The sequence below is a fragment of the Sulfurospirillum sp. MES genome (genome assembly GCF_000789415.1).
GTDB classification, from domain to species: Bacteria; Campylobacterota; Campylobacteria; order Campylobacterales; family Sulfurospirillaceae; genus Sulfurospirillum; species Sulfurospirillum cavolei.
The window spans coordinates 1-14498 of the sequence record NZ_JSEC01000008.1; the positions used below are offsets into that span (position 1 = coordinate 1).

Below are 14498 nucleotides of genomic sequence, written 5' to 3' on the forward strand. Positions count from 1 at the left end.
TCCATAAGATAGACCTTTTATAATGATGTTAGTGGTAACGTAATTATATTAAAAAGTACCTATTTATGGGCTTTGTTTATCAACTTTAGTTCATGAATTTAGTGGAATCTATATGCGAAAGTTGAGTTAAAACCTTATATAGGCGATAAGATAGATACCGCATTTATTTTACCAACGATTGAGAAAATGCTAGAAGACCCTCTTTCAAAAGTTTATTCCAAACAAGAATCTCATGAAAACACACTTGGGCTTGCTGAAAAAGTGCTTGAACTGACAAAAAAAGGGAAAGAATTAGGGTCTGCGGCTAAAGATTAATCTTTACATGTAATCTTACACCCTCTCGATATTCCGAAGTTTAATATACATCATTGCCGTCATCACCGCATCATTTAGCGCGTCGTGTTTGCCGAAAATGGGGAGTCCTAGATCGTTCATCATCACGTCAAAACGTAGGTCGATAATGCCATCGGGGATGAATTTGATCTTTTTGTCGTGATAGAGTCCTGAGACTTCGGTTTGGGGGTTGGGTAAGGTGATGCCCAGCCACGGTTTAATGTATTTGTGGATCATCTTCATGTCAAACTCAAGGTAATACCCCACCAGCGGGCGAGCACCGATGAAGTGCAAAAACAGCTCTATCGCCGCGTGTGGGTCGATGCCATTTTCCAGATCGATATTGCGGATTTGGTGGATTTTAATGCTCGCTTCGTTAATCTCACGGCTGGGTTTAACGAAAAGCTCAAACTTTTGCGATGTTAAAATTTTATTCTCTTTGACGATGACCGCACCGATGGAGAGAATCTCGTCTTTTTTAGGGTTAAGCCCCGTCGTTTCGGTATCGAAAACCACGACTTCGTCCAAAGGGGGCGCGTCGAACAAAAACCGATACCGCTCGTCTTTGAGCTTTTGAGCGTTACGATAACGCAGCCATTTTTCCCACATGTTAACTCACCAACGACAATTTAAAATGGTGCGTCAAAAACTTTTTAAAGGTATTGACGATCTTGAAACTGTCTTTTAAAAGTTCGAGTTCGAGTTGATTGAGCTTTTCAATGCGAATCAAATTGTCAGAAGGCGCATCATCGCTTCGCTCCAAACGCTCTTTCAAACGCAAGCTTAAAAAAGTATCCAAAGCTTCGATGAGGGTTGAGGCAAAATTGGCGTCGAAAACCTCTTCTTTGGCAAGTTTTTTAATGCGCGTCACGGTATCGGTCGCTTCGATTTTGTACTCCAACGCCAAACTGCGGATCCCGTGAACGATCGGGAAAATACCTCCTTTTTTGACGTCGATGCGGTTGTCTTCGGCAATTAGATGCGCGAAGATACCGATAGGCGTTTCAAACGCTACCGCCGGTTTAGCAAAATTGGCTAAAAGCGGGCTTTGTCCTTCAACGCCTTCATAGAGTTTGCGTTTCAAGTGCGCCAGCAAACGACGCTCACCCGCAACGGCGATACTGTCGACGAAAATCGCCATATTCATGACGTCTTCCATATTCGGCGCGTCAAGCCACCGCACGATCTCTTTTTCGTATTCTCCTAAAGATTTACGCCAGTACGGATTGGAAACCATGATATTTCCCTCGCATTTAGGAAATCCAAAATCGATCAAAACTTCGTTAAACCGCTGCATGTAAGGCACAAATGCTTCCGCATCCTCTTTTTCGGCAATGATGAGTGCGTTGTCTTGATCGGTTTTGAGCATCTGCTCTTTTCGACCTTCACTTCCCATCACGATCAAACACGCCTTCTGCGCCAAAGCTTCCGGAACGATCATATGGTAGAGCTTTTCGTAGATTTTTTCATGAATTTCCGAAATCAATTTGGCGATATAATCGACTTTCGTACCTTTAGCGTGAAGTTTTTTGACAATACTCGTCACGTCCAAACTCGCTTGTTTCAGCTCTTCAAAAGTTGTCGCCTTGCGGATTTGTACCGCAACCAAATAGCTGTGATTGGCAAAATAGCTCAGTAAATCCAACTGCTCCAAAATCCCGACGATCTCGCCGTTTTTAGTCACGACGAGCCGTTTAATCGAATGTTTGGTAAACATTAAAAGCGCGTTAAAGAGATAATCGTCCGCCTCAATCGTAATCATCGGAAAAAGCGCAATCGGTCCGATGCTTGCTTCTTTGTCGTATCCTTCAAAAAGCACGTGTCGTCTGATGACGCTATCGGTCACGATGCCGTACCCTTGCGCGCTTCGCACGACGATGCAACTGCTTTTTTTGGCTTCCATTTGGCGTAAAGCATTCATAATCGCGCACTCCGTTTCGACGACGGTGGGTTCGTGTAAGTAGCTATCGTGCACGCGTGCCATCATAAAACCGGAGAGCTCGGTCGTATACTCTTTTTGCTTAGCGGATTGTATTTTGTTAGCAAGACCTTGAATGTAATAGGCTTTAAACGCGGCGTTGCTGTCCAAAAGTGCTAAAAAATCCTCTTTTTTCAACTCGTAGCAAATCAGCTCTTCCAAAACCTTAAAATGGCTCTCGCTTTTACCGTAGATCAAGGCGTCCGCATCGAACGAGCTGGATTTGCCGTAAACTTTGACCAGCTCCTCTTCTTGGTATTCGCCGACTTCGCCTTTGATAACGACGTATAAAAATTCGGCATTGAGCGAGGGCGAGAGCAAAAGCGTCTCTTTTTTGTAGTAAGCGATGTTCACCGAAGCGATGACGCCGGACATCTCTTTTTTGCTTAAAAGCCCAAACGGATAGATCGAGCGTAAAAACGCTTCCAAATCGTACATACTCATCTTCACGCCTTTACATGTCAAAATAGGTGTTCGTCGTCTTGCAAATCCATTTTGCAGTAACGTGATTGTAACGTGAAGAGGAGCAAAAGGCTCTTACATGTAGGCTCTTTTTAGATGCTTCTTAGCGAAATGTGGCATAATTGCACACAAAAAAAGGAACACGCGTGCACCCTGTTTTAGAAAAATTTTTAGCCGGTATTAGGGCGTTGCATCAACTCGACCCTAAAAACCTGCCTCAAGAAGTCGTTGCTATTTTAGTGAAAATGAGTCCCGAAGAGCTGTTTAAAACCTGTACGCAGTTTGCCGTCTTATGGCACAATATTCCGACCAAAGACTCCGCGTTGAGCCTCTCGGGAGAAGAGATGCAAACTTTAGCGGAGCAGTACCTTCAAGCACTGATCGCACGCGTGAAGGAAAGTCGCTAAACGCTTACGAGATTTCGGTGCTACGCTACGCGCCGCACGCTTGAAATTTTTCCGCTAAACGTTCATAAGGAATTTTACGCCCGATAACGACCAAAAGCGAAGTCGCCTCTTCCTCGCCCCATTCCGAGCCGTAGTCAAAACCGACGACTTTGTGTACGCCTTGGACGATTAAACGCTTGGGTTCGTCTTGAATCGCCAAAACGCCTTTGTATCGTAACATGTCATTGCCCCATTCTTCGATCAAAGCTTCCATAAATGCACCGATACGCGTCAAGTCGAGCTTCTCGGCACGAAACACGTACGACTCGATGTCGTCGTTAAACGAGCGTGTCGGTTTGGAAGCACTAAACGATTTGAAACGAATATTTTGAGCGTCTTTGACTTCGTAAACGCCTTGGTTGATTTTAAGCGCGTCGCTTAACTCAAACGCGCCGATACCGATCCAAACCTCTTTAGGTAAAACGCCTCGGTAAGCCTCGAAAATCTCCGCTTTTGAATTGATAGACGCCAAACGTTCCAAAACACTCTGTTTTTGAGCCTCGTCGACACAATCGGCTTTGGTTAAGATAATGCGATCGGCAAAACCGATTTGCGAAGCACATACGCGATGTTCGTCAAGCTGTTTGAGACAATGAATCGCATCGACAAGCGTAATGACCGCATCCAAACGAATACGTTCACGAATCGTCTCGTCTACGAAAAATGTCTGAATAATCGGTGCAGGGTCCGCCAAGCCCGTCGTTTCTAAGATTAAACGATCGGCTTGAAAGAGTCCTTGATCCATTTTATCCAATATCCCTTTTAACGCTTCGGTCAATTCGCCGCGAATCGAACAACAGACGCATCCGTTGCTTAGTTCCACGATCTCGACGTCGGGGCTGCTTTTTAACAACGCTCCGTCGACGCCCACCGCACCGAACTCGTTTTCGATAATGGCAATACGCTCGTTTTTGGATTGCTCCAATAAGTAATTAATCAGCGTCGTTTTACCCGAACCTAAAAATCCCGTTAAAATCGTCACAAAAAGTTTTTTATCCGTTTCCATACTTTTTCCTTATCGATCATTACTCAAAACGCGCTTTAAAAGAGGATGTATGCTCTAACTTAGAGCCTTGTTCTTTTATCAGCAACGACTCATACCGTTTTTACCGCCGTAACGTGCCTCAACGCGATTTTTATAAAACTCTTCGTAACTCATCGGTTTTTCATCCGGATGGGTTACTTTCATATGTTGGACGTAAATATCATAATCGGGGACTCCGACCATTTGACGAGCGGCTTGTCCAAGGTATTTACCGGCTTTGGCGAGTTTGTCAAACATTTTGCCTCCTTGGTAAAAGGCTCAAGAAGGCTCAAAAGCCCTCTTGAGTTTTATATTGATTGAATCAAGTTCCCGCAAAACGCATTTTGCAAGAATTTTAGTGAACCGCACCGCGTAAAATATCTTCCGCGTTGGCAGGCAAAGGTGTATAAGGGACTTCAACCGCCGTATCTTTATCGGATTTAAGTGCCTTAAGGCATGCTTGAACCGTAAAGAAAATCATCACGACGACGACGATCATAAAAAATACGATCAAAAATCCGTCGATTTGATTGTTAAAGATAACGCGTTCAACCGCTTCTTGCGATTTGAAAACCGCATTGGGTTTAAAATTACCGCTTGCAAGCAAAGACGAGAGTTGGTTCGCTTTTGCGAAAAAACCGATCGCAGGATCGCTACTAAACGCTTTGTACCAACCCGCACTCATCGTACAAATGACAAGCCATGTGGAAGGAACGATGGTAACCCATGCGTACATTTGCTCTTTCTTTTTGAAAAGAACAACCGTACATAACATCAAGGCAATTCCCGCCAACATTTGATTGGTAATACCGAAAAGCGGCCACAAGGTATTGATACCGCCCAAAGGATCGACAACGCCCACGTAAAGGAAATAACCCCATGCCATAACTACAAGAGCCGTCGCCAAAAGATTGGCAAACAACGAGTCGGTACGTTTAAGCGTCGGATTGATCAAACCTAAAAGGTCTTGCAACATAAAACGAGCCGCACGCGTACCCGCATCGACGGACGTTAAAATGAAAAGCGCTTCAAATAAAATCGCGAAGTGATACCAAAACGACATCGAACCTAAACCGCCGAGTGCTCCGTGAATGATTTGAGCCATACCCACCGCCAAAGTCGGTGCGCCGCCCGCACGCGATACGATGCTTTTCTCGCCTACGTCTGCCGCGATGTTCGTTAAAACGTCGGGAGTGACGACAAAGCCCCAATTGCTAACCGTAGCACTTGCCGCCGCCGCAACATCGGCTAAACCGCTTGGATTGAGTGCCGCCAAAGGAGAGTTCATCGCAAAGTAAACGCCCGGATCGATAATCGAAGCAGAGATCAACGCCATCATACCGACGAAAGATTCCATCAACATACCGCCGTAACCGATCAAACGCGCCTCTTTCTCGTTTGCCAACATTTTAGGCGTCGTACCCGAAGAGATCAATGCGTGGAAACCCGATACCGCGCCGCACGCAATCGTGATAAACAAGAACGGAAATAAACTACCCGTCCATACCGGACCGTGATCGCCAAAAGCGTACTTAGTCATTGCCGGCATTTTCATATCGGGCATCAATAAAACGATACCGATCGCAAGACCGACGATTGCTCCGATTTTTAAGAAAGTGGAAAGGTAATCGCGAGGTGCTAACAGCAACCATACGGGAAGAACCGACGCGATAAAACCGTAAGCGATCAACGACCATGTCAACGCAACGCCGCTAAGATCGAAATAAGGTGCCCAAGTCGGGCTTGCCGCAACTTGTCCGCCGAGCATAATACCCGCGATCAATCCCACGAAACCGACGAGTGAAATTTCCAAAATACGACCGGGGCGAATAAAGCGTAGGTAAATACCCATAAAGATCGCTAAAGGAATCGTAAAGGCAACCGTAAACGTACCCCAAGGACTGTGCGTTAAGGCTTTAACGACGACCATCGCCAAAACGGCCAAGATTATGATCATAATCATAAAGCACGCAATCAAAGCGATAATGCCCGGAACCGTTCCCATCTCCATTTTGACGAGTTCGCCCAAAGAACGCGCATCGCGTCTAGTCGATACGAAAAGCACGATATAGTCTTGAACCGCTCCGGCCAAAACGACACCGGCTAAAAGCCAAAGCATTCCGGGTAAATATCCCAATTGCGCCGCTAAAACCGGACCGACCAAAGGACCTGCTCCCGCGATGGCCGCGAAATGGTGTCCGAACAAAATCACTTTATTGGTCGGAACGTAGTCCAATCCGTCGTTATGACGAAAGGCGGGTGTCATACGCGTGCCGTCGGCTTTTAAGACTTTATCGGCAATGTAAAGGCTGTAATAGCGATAGCCGATCAAATAAACACACACGGCGGCGGTTAATATCCACATGGCATTAATCGTCTCGCCGCGATTAAGCGCGATATAGCCTAACGCAATAGCACCGAGTATCGCAACGAAAAACCAAGCAATCTTTCCGGTCGCGCCGGAACTGCTAGCTGTCATAATGTACCTCCCTTAGGTAAGTTTGTGTAGCGTTTAGTAATCTATTAAGTAAAGTTATCTATTTTTTTGATACGTTTTGCAACAAAAAAATCTTTTTTGGCATCATTCACTTTACTTTCCTGCTCATTGTAGTACGTAAGCATCTCATTAATCTCATCGTATACAAAAATTTTTGTGATTTATTCGTGATTTCTATGATAAAACGACGCCAAAGCCCCTCGTCATTTTTGCTAGCGTCATCAGGAAGTTATTACAAACACAACGCTATAATTCACGTAAAAAAAAGGACAAGACGCGTGGAGCTTTTAAAAACAAAAAACGTTTTATTTGTCGAAGACAACGATGATTTCGCGCAAAACTTTATGACGCTTTTAGCCCTTTTCGTCCAAACGATTTACCACTGTAAAGACCTTCAAAGCGCACGCGAAACCTTTGCGTCGCAAAGGGTCGATTTGATCATTTGCGACATCAAACTCAACAATGAAAACGGGTTAAATTTTATCGAGGAAGTGAGAAAAATCGAAACAACTATTCCGATCATCGTCTTAAGCGGCAACAAAAACGAAGAGTTTTTATTTCGTGCGATTCCGCTCAACCTCACCGCCTATCTTTTAAAACCGATTACCTACAAAGACTTCGTCGCCTCTTTGGAAAAATGTGCCGGAGCTTTTTTCAAAAACGAAACGATCGTGCTTAAAAACGGAGACGTATTCGACCGACAAAACCAAACTTTTCATCCTAAAGGCGGAGTGCTGATCGAGCTGAGCAAAAAAGAGACGCTTTTTCTCTCTCTTCTCATCGAAAACGCGCACCAAATCGTAACCAAGGATATGCTGTTGGCTTCGGTTTGGGATTATGAAGAGGTGAGTGAGGGGGCGATTGCCAATTTCATCATGCGCCTACGCAAAAAAATCGGCAAACAGTTTATCCATACCGTCGCCGAAAGCGGCTACCGTTTAGGTATTTGAAAGCACGATTTGAATGCAAACGCCATCTTGAGTATTCTGAAAGAGAAGTTTTTGGCGGTACTTTTCTAAAATACGCCTGCACATCGGAAGTCCGACGCCTTTGTTCAGTTCCCTCTCGTCGATACGTCCCCGCGCGTTATCGCAAATGCGTACTTCTTCGTCTAAAATCATCACGCGAATTCGCCTATCGTCCACGCTAGAGCGTTTGAACGCATGAATCGCATTGTTTAAGATATTGAGCCAAATTTGCATGTATTCGTTTTTAATGCCGTAAAGCACTTTCGTCTCGTCGCCTTGAATGTTCACCGTAATGTTGCCCTCAAGCAAATGCGTTTCGATTAAAGAAAGTGTTTGTTCGATCGATTCGTACACGTTAAAGTGTTGTAGCAGCGTCGAGGGTTTGTAAAACTCTAAAAAATTCTGCATCGTTTGCGACATAAAATCGAGCGTTTGCTCAACTTTTTTGAGTTGAGCGTATAAAAACTCTTTTTGAATCTCTTTGTCGTGTTCCATCAAACCGATCAACATTAAATTAACGCCGCTAAGGCTTGAAAGCGGCTCTCGCCATTGATGCGAAATATTGCCGATCATCTCCCCGAGTTCCGCTTTTTTCGATTGTTGCATCATCAATTTTTGGTTTTCGACGTTTTGCGCAATCGCTTTTTTAACCTCTTTGCGTAACATGTAGTTCCATAACAAAATCATACTCACGATCAACCCGATCGTTCCGAAAAAGTACCACACTTCCTTACGCAGGGGTTGTTGAACGATGGAAGGGATATAACGATTGACGATCATCTCTTTTTCGCGTAACGAAACGCTTTGAATACCTTTATTGAGAATATCGCGCAAGATCGTATTGTTCCCCGTGATGCCGATACGAAAAATCGTATCGATGCCCTCGACGTGCCCTCCGATTTTGAGATTGAAAAACCCTTGTTGCTTAATCTGATACGCCACCAGCGCAAAAGGCTTGATCGTCATATCGACTTGTTTATTGGCGACCAACACCAAAGCGTCGCTCTCGCTGGCGACCGTAAAAAGCGTCACGTGCGGAAATTCTTTTTCGATTTTCGCAAACAGCGGCGACCCTCTGGGCAGTGCTAGAGTACCGCTCGGAATGGATTTAAGATCGCCGATAAAACTGTGCGTATCGGTCGTAATCAAGACGTTTTTATCGACTAAAATCGGATCGCTAAACAGTAGCCACGTATCAAGTTCAGGTGTTTGGCTGATCAAACTGACGATGTCGCATTGAGCGTCTTTAGCTTTTTCGAGGCTATCTTCCCACGTGTACGTTTGTATGATTTTGACGTTCAGCCCTACGCGTCCGGAGACCAGACTCAAAAGATCGGCTCCGATACCCTCGTGGTTTCCCTCCGGAGTTAAAACCTCAAAAGGCATTAAAGAAGGGTTGGTACACACTTTAATATCGCGGTGCGATAAGATATAGCGTTGCTCCTCTTCGCTGAGCGTAATATGCGCATTGCCGGCATAGAGTATTGAGGCAAGGCATAAAAGCCACATGTAAGCTTTCATGGGCGTAAGGAAGGGATGTAATGTTCGCTCAATAAAAGAGCGATTTTCTCCGCCATCAGTGCGTAGCCTTGGGCATTGGGATGCACGGCATCGCCGCGAAGCATTTCGTTTTCCTGAATCGCTTTCAAACTTTCGTCTTCGATTACCAGCGAACGTTCTTTTGCAATGTCGTAATAATAAGACGGCACGCTAAAGCGCAAAATATCCAACGTAGCAACGCCGACCAAAAGCACGTAAATGCCCCTATCGTGCGCCAATTTTACCATCGCGCTTATGTTGGCTTTGGTTTGGCGTACGTCACTTTGGCACAAGAGGTCGTTTCCGCCGTGGCACAAGACCAAAATATCGGGTTGCGTGCGATCCAAAACGCTAGAGAGTCGCGCCAAGCCTTGCGCGCTCATTTCGCCCGAGACGCCTTCGTTCACGACATCCACATGTAAAAGCTCGGCAAGTACGGCAGGGTAACTTTGCTCAGGCAAAACGCCGTATCCTTGGGTTAGACTATCTCCAAAAGCAACTATTTTCGTATTGAGCGGCAACGAGAGGCTCATCGTATTTCGATCGTGGGAAGAACGGTATACCTCAATGCCGACGATCAGAGCTAAAATGATGATGAAATTGCGTAAGGTAAAGAGTTCCATAGCTTTATTGTAACGTGTTGTCGCTTGTTTTAGCAACTCTTAGCTAGAATAGCTCTCATTTTTTTTGAAAGTACCATAATTATGAAACACAACTCTATTGATTTGATCGGTATTGGTTTTCTACTCATCGCCATGCTTACGTGGGCAAGCTCATTTATCGCGCTTAAAGCCGTGCTGGGCGTTATGGGACCGATGAGTGCGATGTTTGGTCGTATGGCGATTGCTAGCCTCTGTTTTGTCTACTTTATCAAGCAGTTTCGAACCTACGAATTCACCAAGCACGACATCAAATACATCTTACTATTGACCTTTTTTGAACCCTGCCTCTACTTCATTTTTGAAGCCAAAGCCTTGCAACTCACCACCGCGTCCCAAGCAGGTATGATCACCTCCATGATGCCGTTGATGACCGCGATCGCGGCGAGTTTTGTGCTCAAAGAGTACCTCAGTAAACGTGTTGTTATCGGCTCTGCTCTGGCGGTCATTGGTGCGGTTTGGTTGAGTCTTAGTGCTCAAAGCAGTGAGCACGCGACCAACCCACTCTTAGGTAACTTTTTAGAATTTTGTGCAATGGTCTGTGGAACATGGTACGCCATCTCGGTGCGCTACTTAAGCCAACGCTTCTCTGCCCTCTTTTTGACCGCGGTTCAAGCCTTTGTCGGCACAATTTTCTTCTTTCCCTTAGCCATCTGGGAGTCGTGGGGCGTGCCACTTACTATTTCAGCAGAAGCAGTGGGTTGGTTGTGTTACTTGGGCATTGTCGTAACCCTAGGAGGGTATGGCATGTTCAACCTTGCTCTAGGTCGCATCGAAGCATCACGCGCTTCAGTCTTTGTCAATCTCATCCCCGTTTTCACCGTTCTTTTGGCATACGTCTTCTTAGGCGAAGTGCTCTCTCAAACCGAAATGATGGCAAGCTTTGTGATTTTTGGAGGCATCATCGTCTCTCAACTCCCCCGTTTTCGCGCAAAAGAGAAACTACTTTAGACGTTACATGTAAAAAGATTAGGAAGAGATTTCTTGCAAAATCAATTTTGCAAGAAGAAAAGCACCCAAGGTGCGCGGGCTTCCTGCCGAAGGAAACCCAGTGTTAACGTAGCTCTGGGGGCTTTGCTCCCAGAGCGTGTTAAGATTAAAATTAAATAAACACCACGCATGCCTCAGTGGCGCCATGGGCTCCGATGACCAAAGACTGTTCGATGTCGGCTGTTTTAGACGGTCCGCTGATGAAGATGCCAAAGAGATCTTTGTCGTCAAAACAAACCCTCGTGTAGGCTTCATGCATCGTATGCACGACTTCGCCTTTGGGCACGACGATCATCAACTTTTGAGCGATAAAATAAAGTGCTCGGTGTCTTGCATCAGCTTCTTTAACCCACACCGCACCGTTTTCGGCGACGGCAAATTCACCTTTGATGATCGCAAGATCAACGTCTTTAAGCGTATGCGGATCATCGGTTGCGCCCAGCTCTTTCGTGCCTACATGTAAACCCTCTACCGTTGAGACGATGACCGTCGCTTCGGCATAATGCTCTTTGATGTAACTGTCGATTTCGGCTAAAGAGGTCAACTGCACGGCATTTCCACCCACGCCTGCGAGCGTTGTTGCAAATTTTTCATTCAAGTTCGCATAAGTCGTATGCAAAATATTGACTTCGGGTAAAGCGCTCTCATCGTGAGGCTTCGCCTCTTTAATGGCTTTTAAAATAGCTTCGCGTGAACTCATTTGATACCCTTTTTTGCTTTGTAAAGTTCTTTAAAACTGTTTTTGGGGAATGGCGGTAACTCTCGGTTTTTGCCCCAAAGGTTGAATTTGGAATAGACAAGTGCACGTGGTAAAAGAGGTACCATTTTTCGTGCCATAAACCCAGCAAAATCCATCAGTTTCGGACGGCACATCAGCCATGTCGCCATCTTCAGTGCATTGTGTTTGATGGGGCTTAAGTAACCCGCATCGACCACATCTTGACGTTTTAAGTAGAGCTGATCAGCCAAATCCACTTTGACGGGGCAGACGTTGGAGCAGGAGAAACAGAGTGAGCAAGCAAACGGTAAGCTGTAGTATTTTTTAAGATCGCGACTCGGAGCCAACGTTGAACCGATGGGTCCAGGGATGACGTAACCGTAACTGTACCCACCGCTTCTTCGGTAAATCGGACACGTATTTAAACACGCTCCACAACGAATGCATTGAAGCGATTTGATGTAGCGTTTATCAGAAAGAATTTTGCTTCTTCCGTTATCGACGATGACGATGTGCATCTGTCCGCCCTCAACCGCACCGTGATAATGCGACGTATACGTTGTCACTGGTTGACCCGTTGCACTTCTGGCTAAAAGGCGTGTAAAGATGCTCAGGTCTTTCAACCGTGGGATGATCTTTTCAATGCCCATACACGCGATGTGAAGCTTGGGTAAACTCGCACCCAAGTCGGCATTGCCCTCATTCGTACAAACCACGATGCCACCCGTTTCAGCGATGGCAAAATTGACACCGGTCATCGCCGCGTCCGCTCCCACAAATTTCTCACGCAAATGCGCGCGTGCGGCACGTGTTAAATAGGTCGGGTCGGCATTGCCTTTTTGGGTGCTCAAAAACTTCTCAAAGGTTGTTCCCACGTCCTCTTTTTTGAGGTGAATCGCTGGAAGAACGATGTGAGAAGGTGGCTCTTTACGAAGTTGGACGATGCGCTCGCCTAAGTCGGTGTCCACCACTTCAATGCCGTGCTCTTCCAAGTAAGGGTTGAGATGACACTCTTCGGTGAGCATGGATTTGCTTTTGACGATCATCTTCGCACCATTAGAGCGTAAGATGTCTAAAACGATCTCATTGTGCTCTTTCGCATCTTTCGCCCAATGCACACGAATACCACGAGCTAAAGCGTTTTTCTCAAACTGCTCAAGGTATTCATCCAGATGTGAGAGCGTGTGGGCTTTGATCTTATCGGCGGTGTTGCGAAGCTCTTCCCATTCGTCTAAACTTTTGGATTGGTTGTCTCGTTTGACACGAACAAACCAGAGCGCTTTGTCGTGCCATTTCATACGCTCAACATTTGCGGCAAATTTTTCGGCAAGTTCTGGGTGGCTCATTGGACGTCTCCTGCTAAAATTTGAGCGATATAGATCGTTTTAAGCGGCATTTTTTCGCGATCGATCAAGCCTTGCATGTGCATCAAACACGACATATCCACACCGGTGATGTACTCACTGCCAGCGTCTAGATGGTCTTGCAAACGTGCGCGTCCCATCGCCGTACTCATCGCCTCTTCGGAGACTGCAAACGTTCCTCCAAAACCACAACACTCATCTTTGCGGGTGAGTTCAGAGTAGCTAATGCCCTCTACTTTGTCGAGTAAATTTTTGATCTTGGAAAATTCGGGTACATTCTTCTCACTCATACTCGCCATGCCAAGTTCTCTGTGAGCATGACAGCTGTTGTGGATGCCCACTTTGTGAGAAAATGTAGCATTCATAGAGGTAGGTTTAATGACATCGTGTAAAAACTCGATAAGTTCATAAGTGTGTGAACGCATACGCTCAAAACCCTCGCGTCCTTCTAAAAACTGGGCGTAATTATGACGCACCATGCTGACACAACTGCCGCTAGGAGCGACGATGTAGTCATAGTCTTTGAAGATACTCAAAAAGCGTTCGGCTAGAACAGCGGTCTCTTTCGCACAGCCTGTGTTGGCTTGTGCTTGTCCGCAACAGGTTTGGTTTAATGGATATTCCACATCCAACCCCAAGTTCTCTAGCACCTTCAGCGTTGCCATCGAAGCTTCAGGGTATAACTCATTCATAAAACAGGGGATAAAAAGACCTATTTTCATCGTTTGCTCCAAAGTCGTTTTGGGATTATCCTAACACCGAAGACAAACAAACGTATGATATTTCTTACGAGCCTAAAAGATTTTGTAAAAAGATTTCGATAAGTAACACCCCCGAAACGAGTGCTAGGATAACGGCGATAAGTTTAACGCGGCTCATCGCGACGTGAACGCTAATTTAAAGGCAAGTGCGGCAAAAATCGTTCCGGCAACGCGATTGAGTATTTTCTCCCCGTTTTTGGTCTGAGCAAACCATTGACCGACGCGACCTGCGAGTAAAGAGACGAAAAAGAAGACGACAAAAGCACTGAGCATAAACAAAGCACCGAGCATAAAGATTTGTCCCGTGACGTTTCCCGCTTCCGGACGCGTAAATTGGGGTAAAAAGGCTAAGAAAAAAATGGAAACTTTAGGGTTGGTAATGTTCATAAAAATGCCGCGTTTGTAGAGCGAAACTAAACGTATAGGCGTTTTGTCGGTTTCCAGTTTGCTTTTGCTTGCATCTTTGAACGCCATAAACGCCAAATAAAGCAAATACGCCGCACCGATCATTTTTAAAAGCGTAAAAGCAAGTAAAGAGGTCTGAAAGATCACCGCAACGCCCAAAGCAACCGCCGTCGTATGAAAAATCAGACCGCTACAAAGCCCTAACGCGATGGCAATGCCGCTGCGACTGCCTTGACTCATCGACTGTGTTAAAACAAATAAAATATCAGGTCCCGGCGCAAGGGCTAAAAGCGTCGAAGCCGTGATAAACATTGCGATCGTTTGAAGATCAAGCATGAGCTTTTCCTTTACATG

At 45.6% G+C, this 14498-nt stretch carries 15 protein-coding genes; 4 read left to right on the forward strand and 11 right to left on the reverse strand.

What is annotated here, in order from left to right; genetic code table 11:
- Window positions 1–186: 186 nt before the first annotated feature.
- Window positions 187–315 carry a hypothetical protein gene (locus OA34_RS13755; RefSeq protein WP_286682978.1) on the forward strand — a complete coding sequence of 43 codons (129 nt, stop codon included), beginning with the start codon at window positions 187–189 and terminating at the stop codon, window positions 313–315.
- A gap of 15 nt (window positions 316–330) precedes the next feature.
- On the opposite strand, the gene OA34_RS10100 is transcribed toward OA34_RS13755, so the two are convergent.
- Both OA34_RS10100 and OA34_RS10105 read right to left on the reverse strand, forming a co-directional pair.
- Window positions 331–942: a 3'-5' exonuclease gene (locus OA34_RS10100; RefSeq protein ID WP_039674965.1), complete on the reverse strand. Its 612-nt coding sequence runs from the start codon at window positions 940–942 to the stop codon at window positions 331–333.
- 1 nt (window position 943) lies between these two features.
- Window positions 944–2755 (reverse strand): DUF294 nucleotidyltransferase-like domain-containing protein, encoded by a 1812-nt coding sequence (locus OA34_RS10105; protein WP_039674967.1) that lies wholly within the window; start codon window positions 2753–2755, stop codon window positions 944–946.
- A 164-nt stretch (window positions 2756–2919) separates the two neighbouring features.
- Here OA34_RS10105 and OA34_RS10110 point away from each other — a divergent pair, with 164 nt between their 5' ends.
- Complete coding sequence (locus tag OA34_RS10110) at window positions 2920–3180, forward strand: hypothetical protein (protein WP_039674969.1); 261 nt, start codon at window positions 2920–2922, stop codon at window positions 3178–3180.
- Window positions 3181–3205: 25 nt separating this feature from the next.
- Here the strand turns inward: OA34_RS10110 and OA34_RS10115 are convergent, their stop codons facing one another.
- From OA34_RS10115 to cstA, 3 genes are all read right to left on the reverse strand, one after another.
- On the reverse strand, window positions 3206–4225 hold the full coding sequence (locus tag OA34_RS10115) for a CobW family GTP-binding protein (protein WP_039674971.1): 1020 nt from the start codon (window positions 4223–4225) through the stop codon (window positions 3206–3208).
- Window positions 4226–4303: 78 nt separating this feature from the next.
- A complete protein-coding gene (locus OA34_RS10120; protein ID WP_039674973.1) occupies window positions 4304–4501 on the reverse strand; it encodes a YbdD/YjiX family protein in 198 nt (65 codons plus the stop codon).
- A gap of 97 nt (window positions 4502–4598) precedes the next feature.
- On the reverse strand, window positions 4599–6722 hold the full coding sequence (gene cstA / locus OA34_RS10125; RefSeq protein ID WP_039674975.1) for a pyruvate/proton symporter CstA: 2124 nt from the start codon (window positions 6720–6722) through the stop codon (window positions 4599–4601).
- Window positions 6723–7018: 296 nt separating this feature from the next.
- Between cstA and OA34_RS10130 the strand changes: the two genes are divergently transcribed.
- Entirely contained in the window at window positions 7019–7690 is a 672-nt protein-coding gene (locus tag OA34_RS10130) for a response regulator transcription factor (protein WP_039674977.1), read from the forward strand.
- Here the strand turns inward: OA34_RS10130 and OA34_RS13760 are convergent.
- Window positions 7679–9217 carry a transporter substrate-binding domain-containing protein gene (locus tag OA34_RS13760; RefSeq protein WP_286682979.1) on the reverse strand — a complete coding sequence of 513 codons (1539 nt, stop codon included), beginning with the start codon at window positions 9215–9217 and terminating at the stop codon, window positions 7679–7681. The two genes, OA34_RS10130 and OA34_RS13760, sit on opposite strands and share 12 nt — an antisense overlap.
- Before the next feature lie 8 nt (window positions 9218–9225).
- On the reverse strand, window positions 9226–9870 hold the full coding sequence (locus tag OA34_RS10140) for a GDSL-type esterase/lipase family protein (protein WP_039674979.1): 645 nt from the start codon (window positions 9868–9870) through the stop codon (window positions 9226–9228).
- A gap of 81 nt (window positions 9871–9951) precedes the next feature.
- On the opposite strand from OA34_RS10140, the gene OA34_RS10145 reads away from it, so the two are divergent.
- Window positions 9952–10857 carry a DMT family transporter gene (locus tag OA34_RS10145; protein WP_039674981.1) on the forward strand — a complete coding sequence of 302 codons (906 nt, stop codon included), beginning with the start codon at window positions 9952–9954 and terminating at the stop codon, window positions 10855–10857.
- A 151-nt stretch (window positions 10858–11008) separates the two neighbouring features.
- Here the strand turns inward: OA34_RS10145 and OA34_RS10150 are convergent, their stop codons facing one another.
- From OA34_RS10150 to OA34_RS10165, 4 genes are all read right to left on the reverse strand, one after another.
- Window positions 11009–11596, reverse strand: coding sequence for a LutC/YkgG family protein (locus OA34_RS10150; RefSeq protein WP_039674983.1), 588 nt, complete (start codon window positions 11594–11596; stop codon window positions 11009–11011).
- A complete protein-coding gene (locus OA34_RS10155) occupies window positions 11593–12960 on the reverse strand; it encodes a lactate utilization protein B (protein ID WP_039674986.1) in 1368 nt (455 codons plus the stop codon). The genes OA34_RS10150 and OA34_RS10155 overlap by 4 nt, the downstream gene beginning before the upstream one ends.
- Window positions 12957–13700, reverse strand: a complete 744-nt coding sequence (locus OA34_RS10160; protein WP_039674988.1) for a (Fe-S)-binding protein — start codon at window positions 13698–13700, stop codon at window positions 12957–12959. Before OA34_RS10160 ends, OA34_RS10155 begins: the two co-directional genes overlap by 4 nt.
- Before the next feature lie 153 nt (window positions 13701–13853).
- The gene (locus tag OA34_RS10165; protein ID WP_039674990.1) at window positions 13854–14480 is read right to left on the reverse strand and encodes a LysE family translocator; all 627 of its coding nucleotides are present in this window, start codon (window positions 14478–14480) and stop codon (window positions 13854–13856) included.
- Between the last annotated feature and the right edge of the window lie 18 nt (window positions 14481–14498).

Coding starts and splice junctions, on each gene's coding strand:
- OA34_RS10140 (WP_039674979.1), bottom strand. CDS start 9,870: ATGGAACTCTTTACCTTACGCAATTTCATCATCATTTTAGCTCTGATC.
- OA34_RS10120 (WP_039674973.1), bottom strand. CDS start 4,501: ATGTTTGACAAACTCGCCAAAGCCGGTAAATACCTTGGACAAGCCGCT.
- OA34_RS10150 (WP_039674983.1), bottom strand. CDS start 11,596: ATGAGTTCACGCGAAGCTATTTTAAAAGCCATTAAAGAGGCGAAGCCT.
- OA34_RS13755 (WP_286682978.1), top strand. CDS start 187: ATGCTAGAAGACCCTCTTTCAAAAGTTTATTCCAAACAAGAATCTCAT.
- OA34_RS10155 (WP_039674986.1), bottom strand. CDS start 12,960: ATGAGCCACCCAGAACTTGCCGAAAAATTTGCCGCAAATGTTGAGCGT.
- OA34_RS10160 (WP_039674988.1), bottom strand. CDS start 13,700: ATGAAAATAGGTCTTTTTATCCCCTGTTTTATGAATGAGTTATACCCT.
- cstA (WP_039674975.1), bottom strand. CDS start 6,722: ATGACAGCTAGCAGTTCCGGCGCGACCGGAAAGATTGCTTGGTTTTTC.
- OA34_RS13760 (WP_286682979.1), bottom strand. CDS start 9,217: ATGTGGCTTTTATGCCTTGCCTCAATACTCTATGCCGGCAATGCGCAT.
- OA34_RS10165 (WP_039674990.1), bottom strand. CDS start 14,480: ATGCTTGATCTTCAAACGATCGCAATGTTTATCACGGCTTCGACGCTT.
- OA34_RS10115 (WP_039674971.1), bottom strand. CDS start 4,225: ATGGAAACGGATAAAAAACTTTTTGTGACGATTTTAACGGGATTTTTA.
- OA34_RS10100 (WP_039674965.1), bottom strand. CDS start 942: ATGTGGGAAAAATGGCTGCGTTATCGTAACGCTCAAAAGCTCAAAGAC.
- OA34_RS10145 (WP_039674981.1), top strand. CDS start 9,952: ATGAAACACAACTCTATTGATTTGATCGGTATTGGTTTTCTACTCATC.
- OA34_RS10105 (WP_039674967.1), bottom strand. CDS start 2,755: ATGAGTATGTACGATTTGGAAGCGTTTTTACGCTCGATCTATCCGTTT.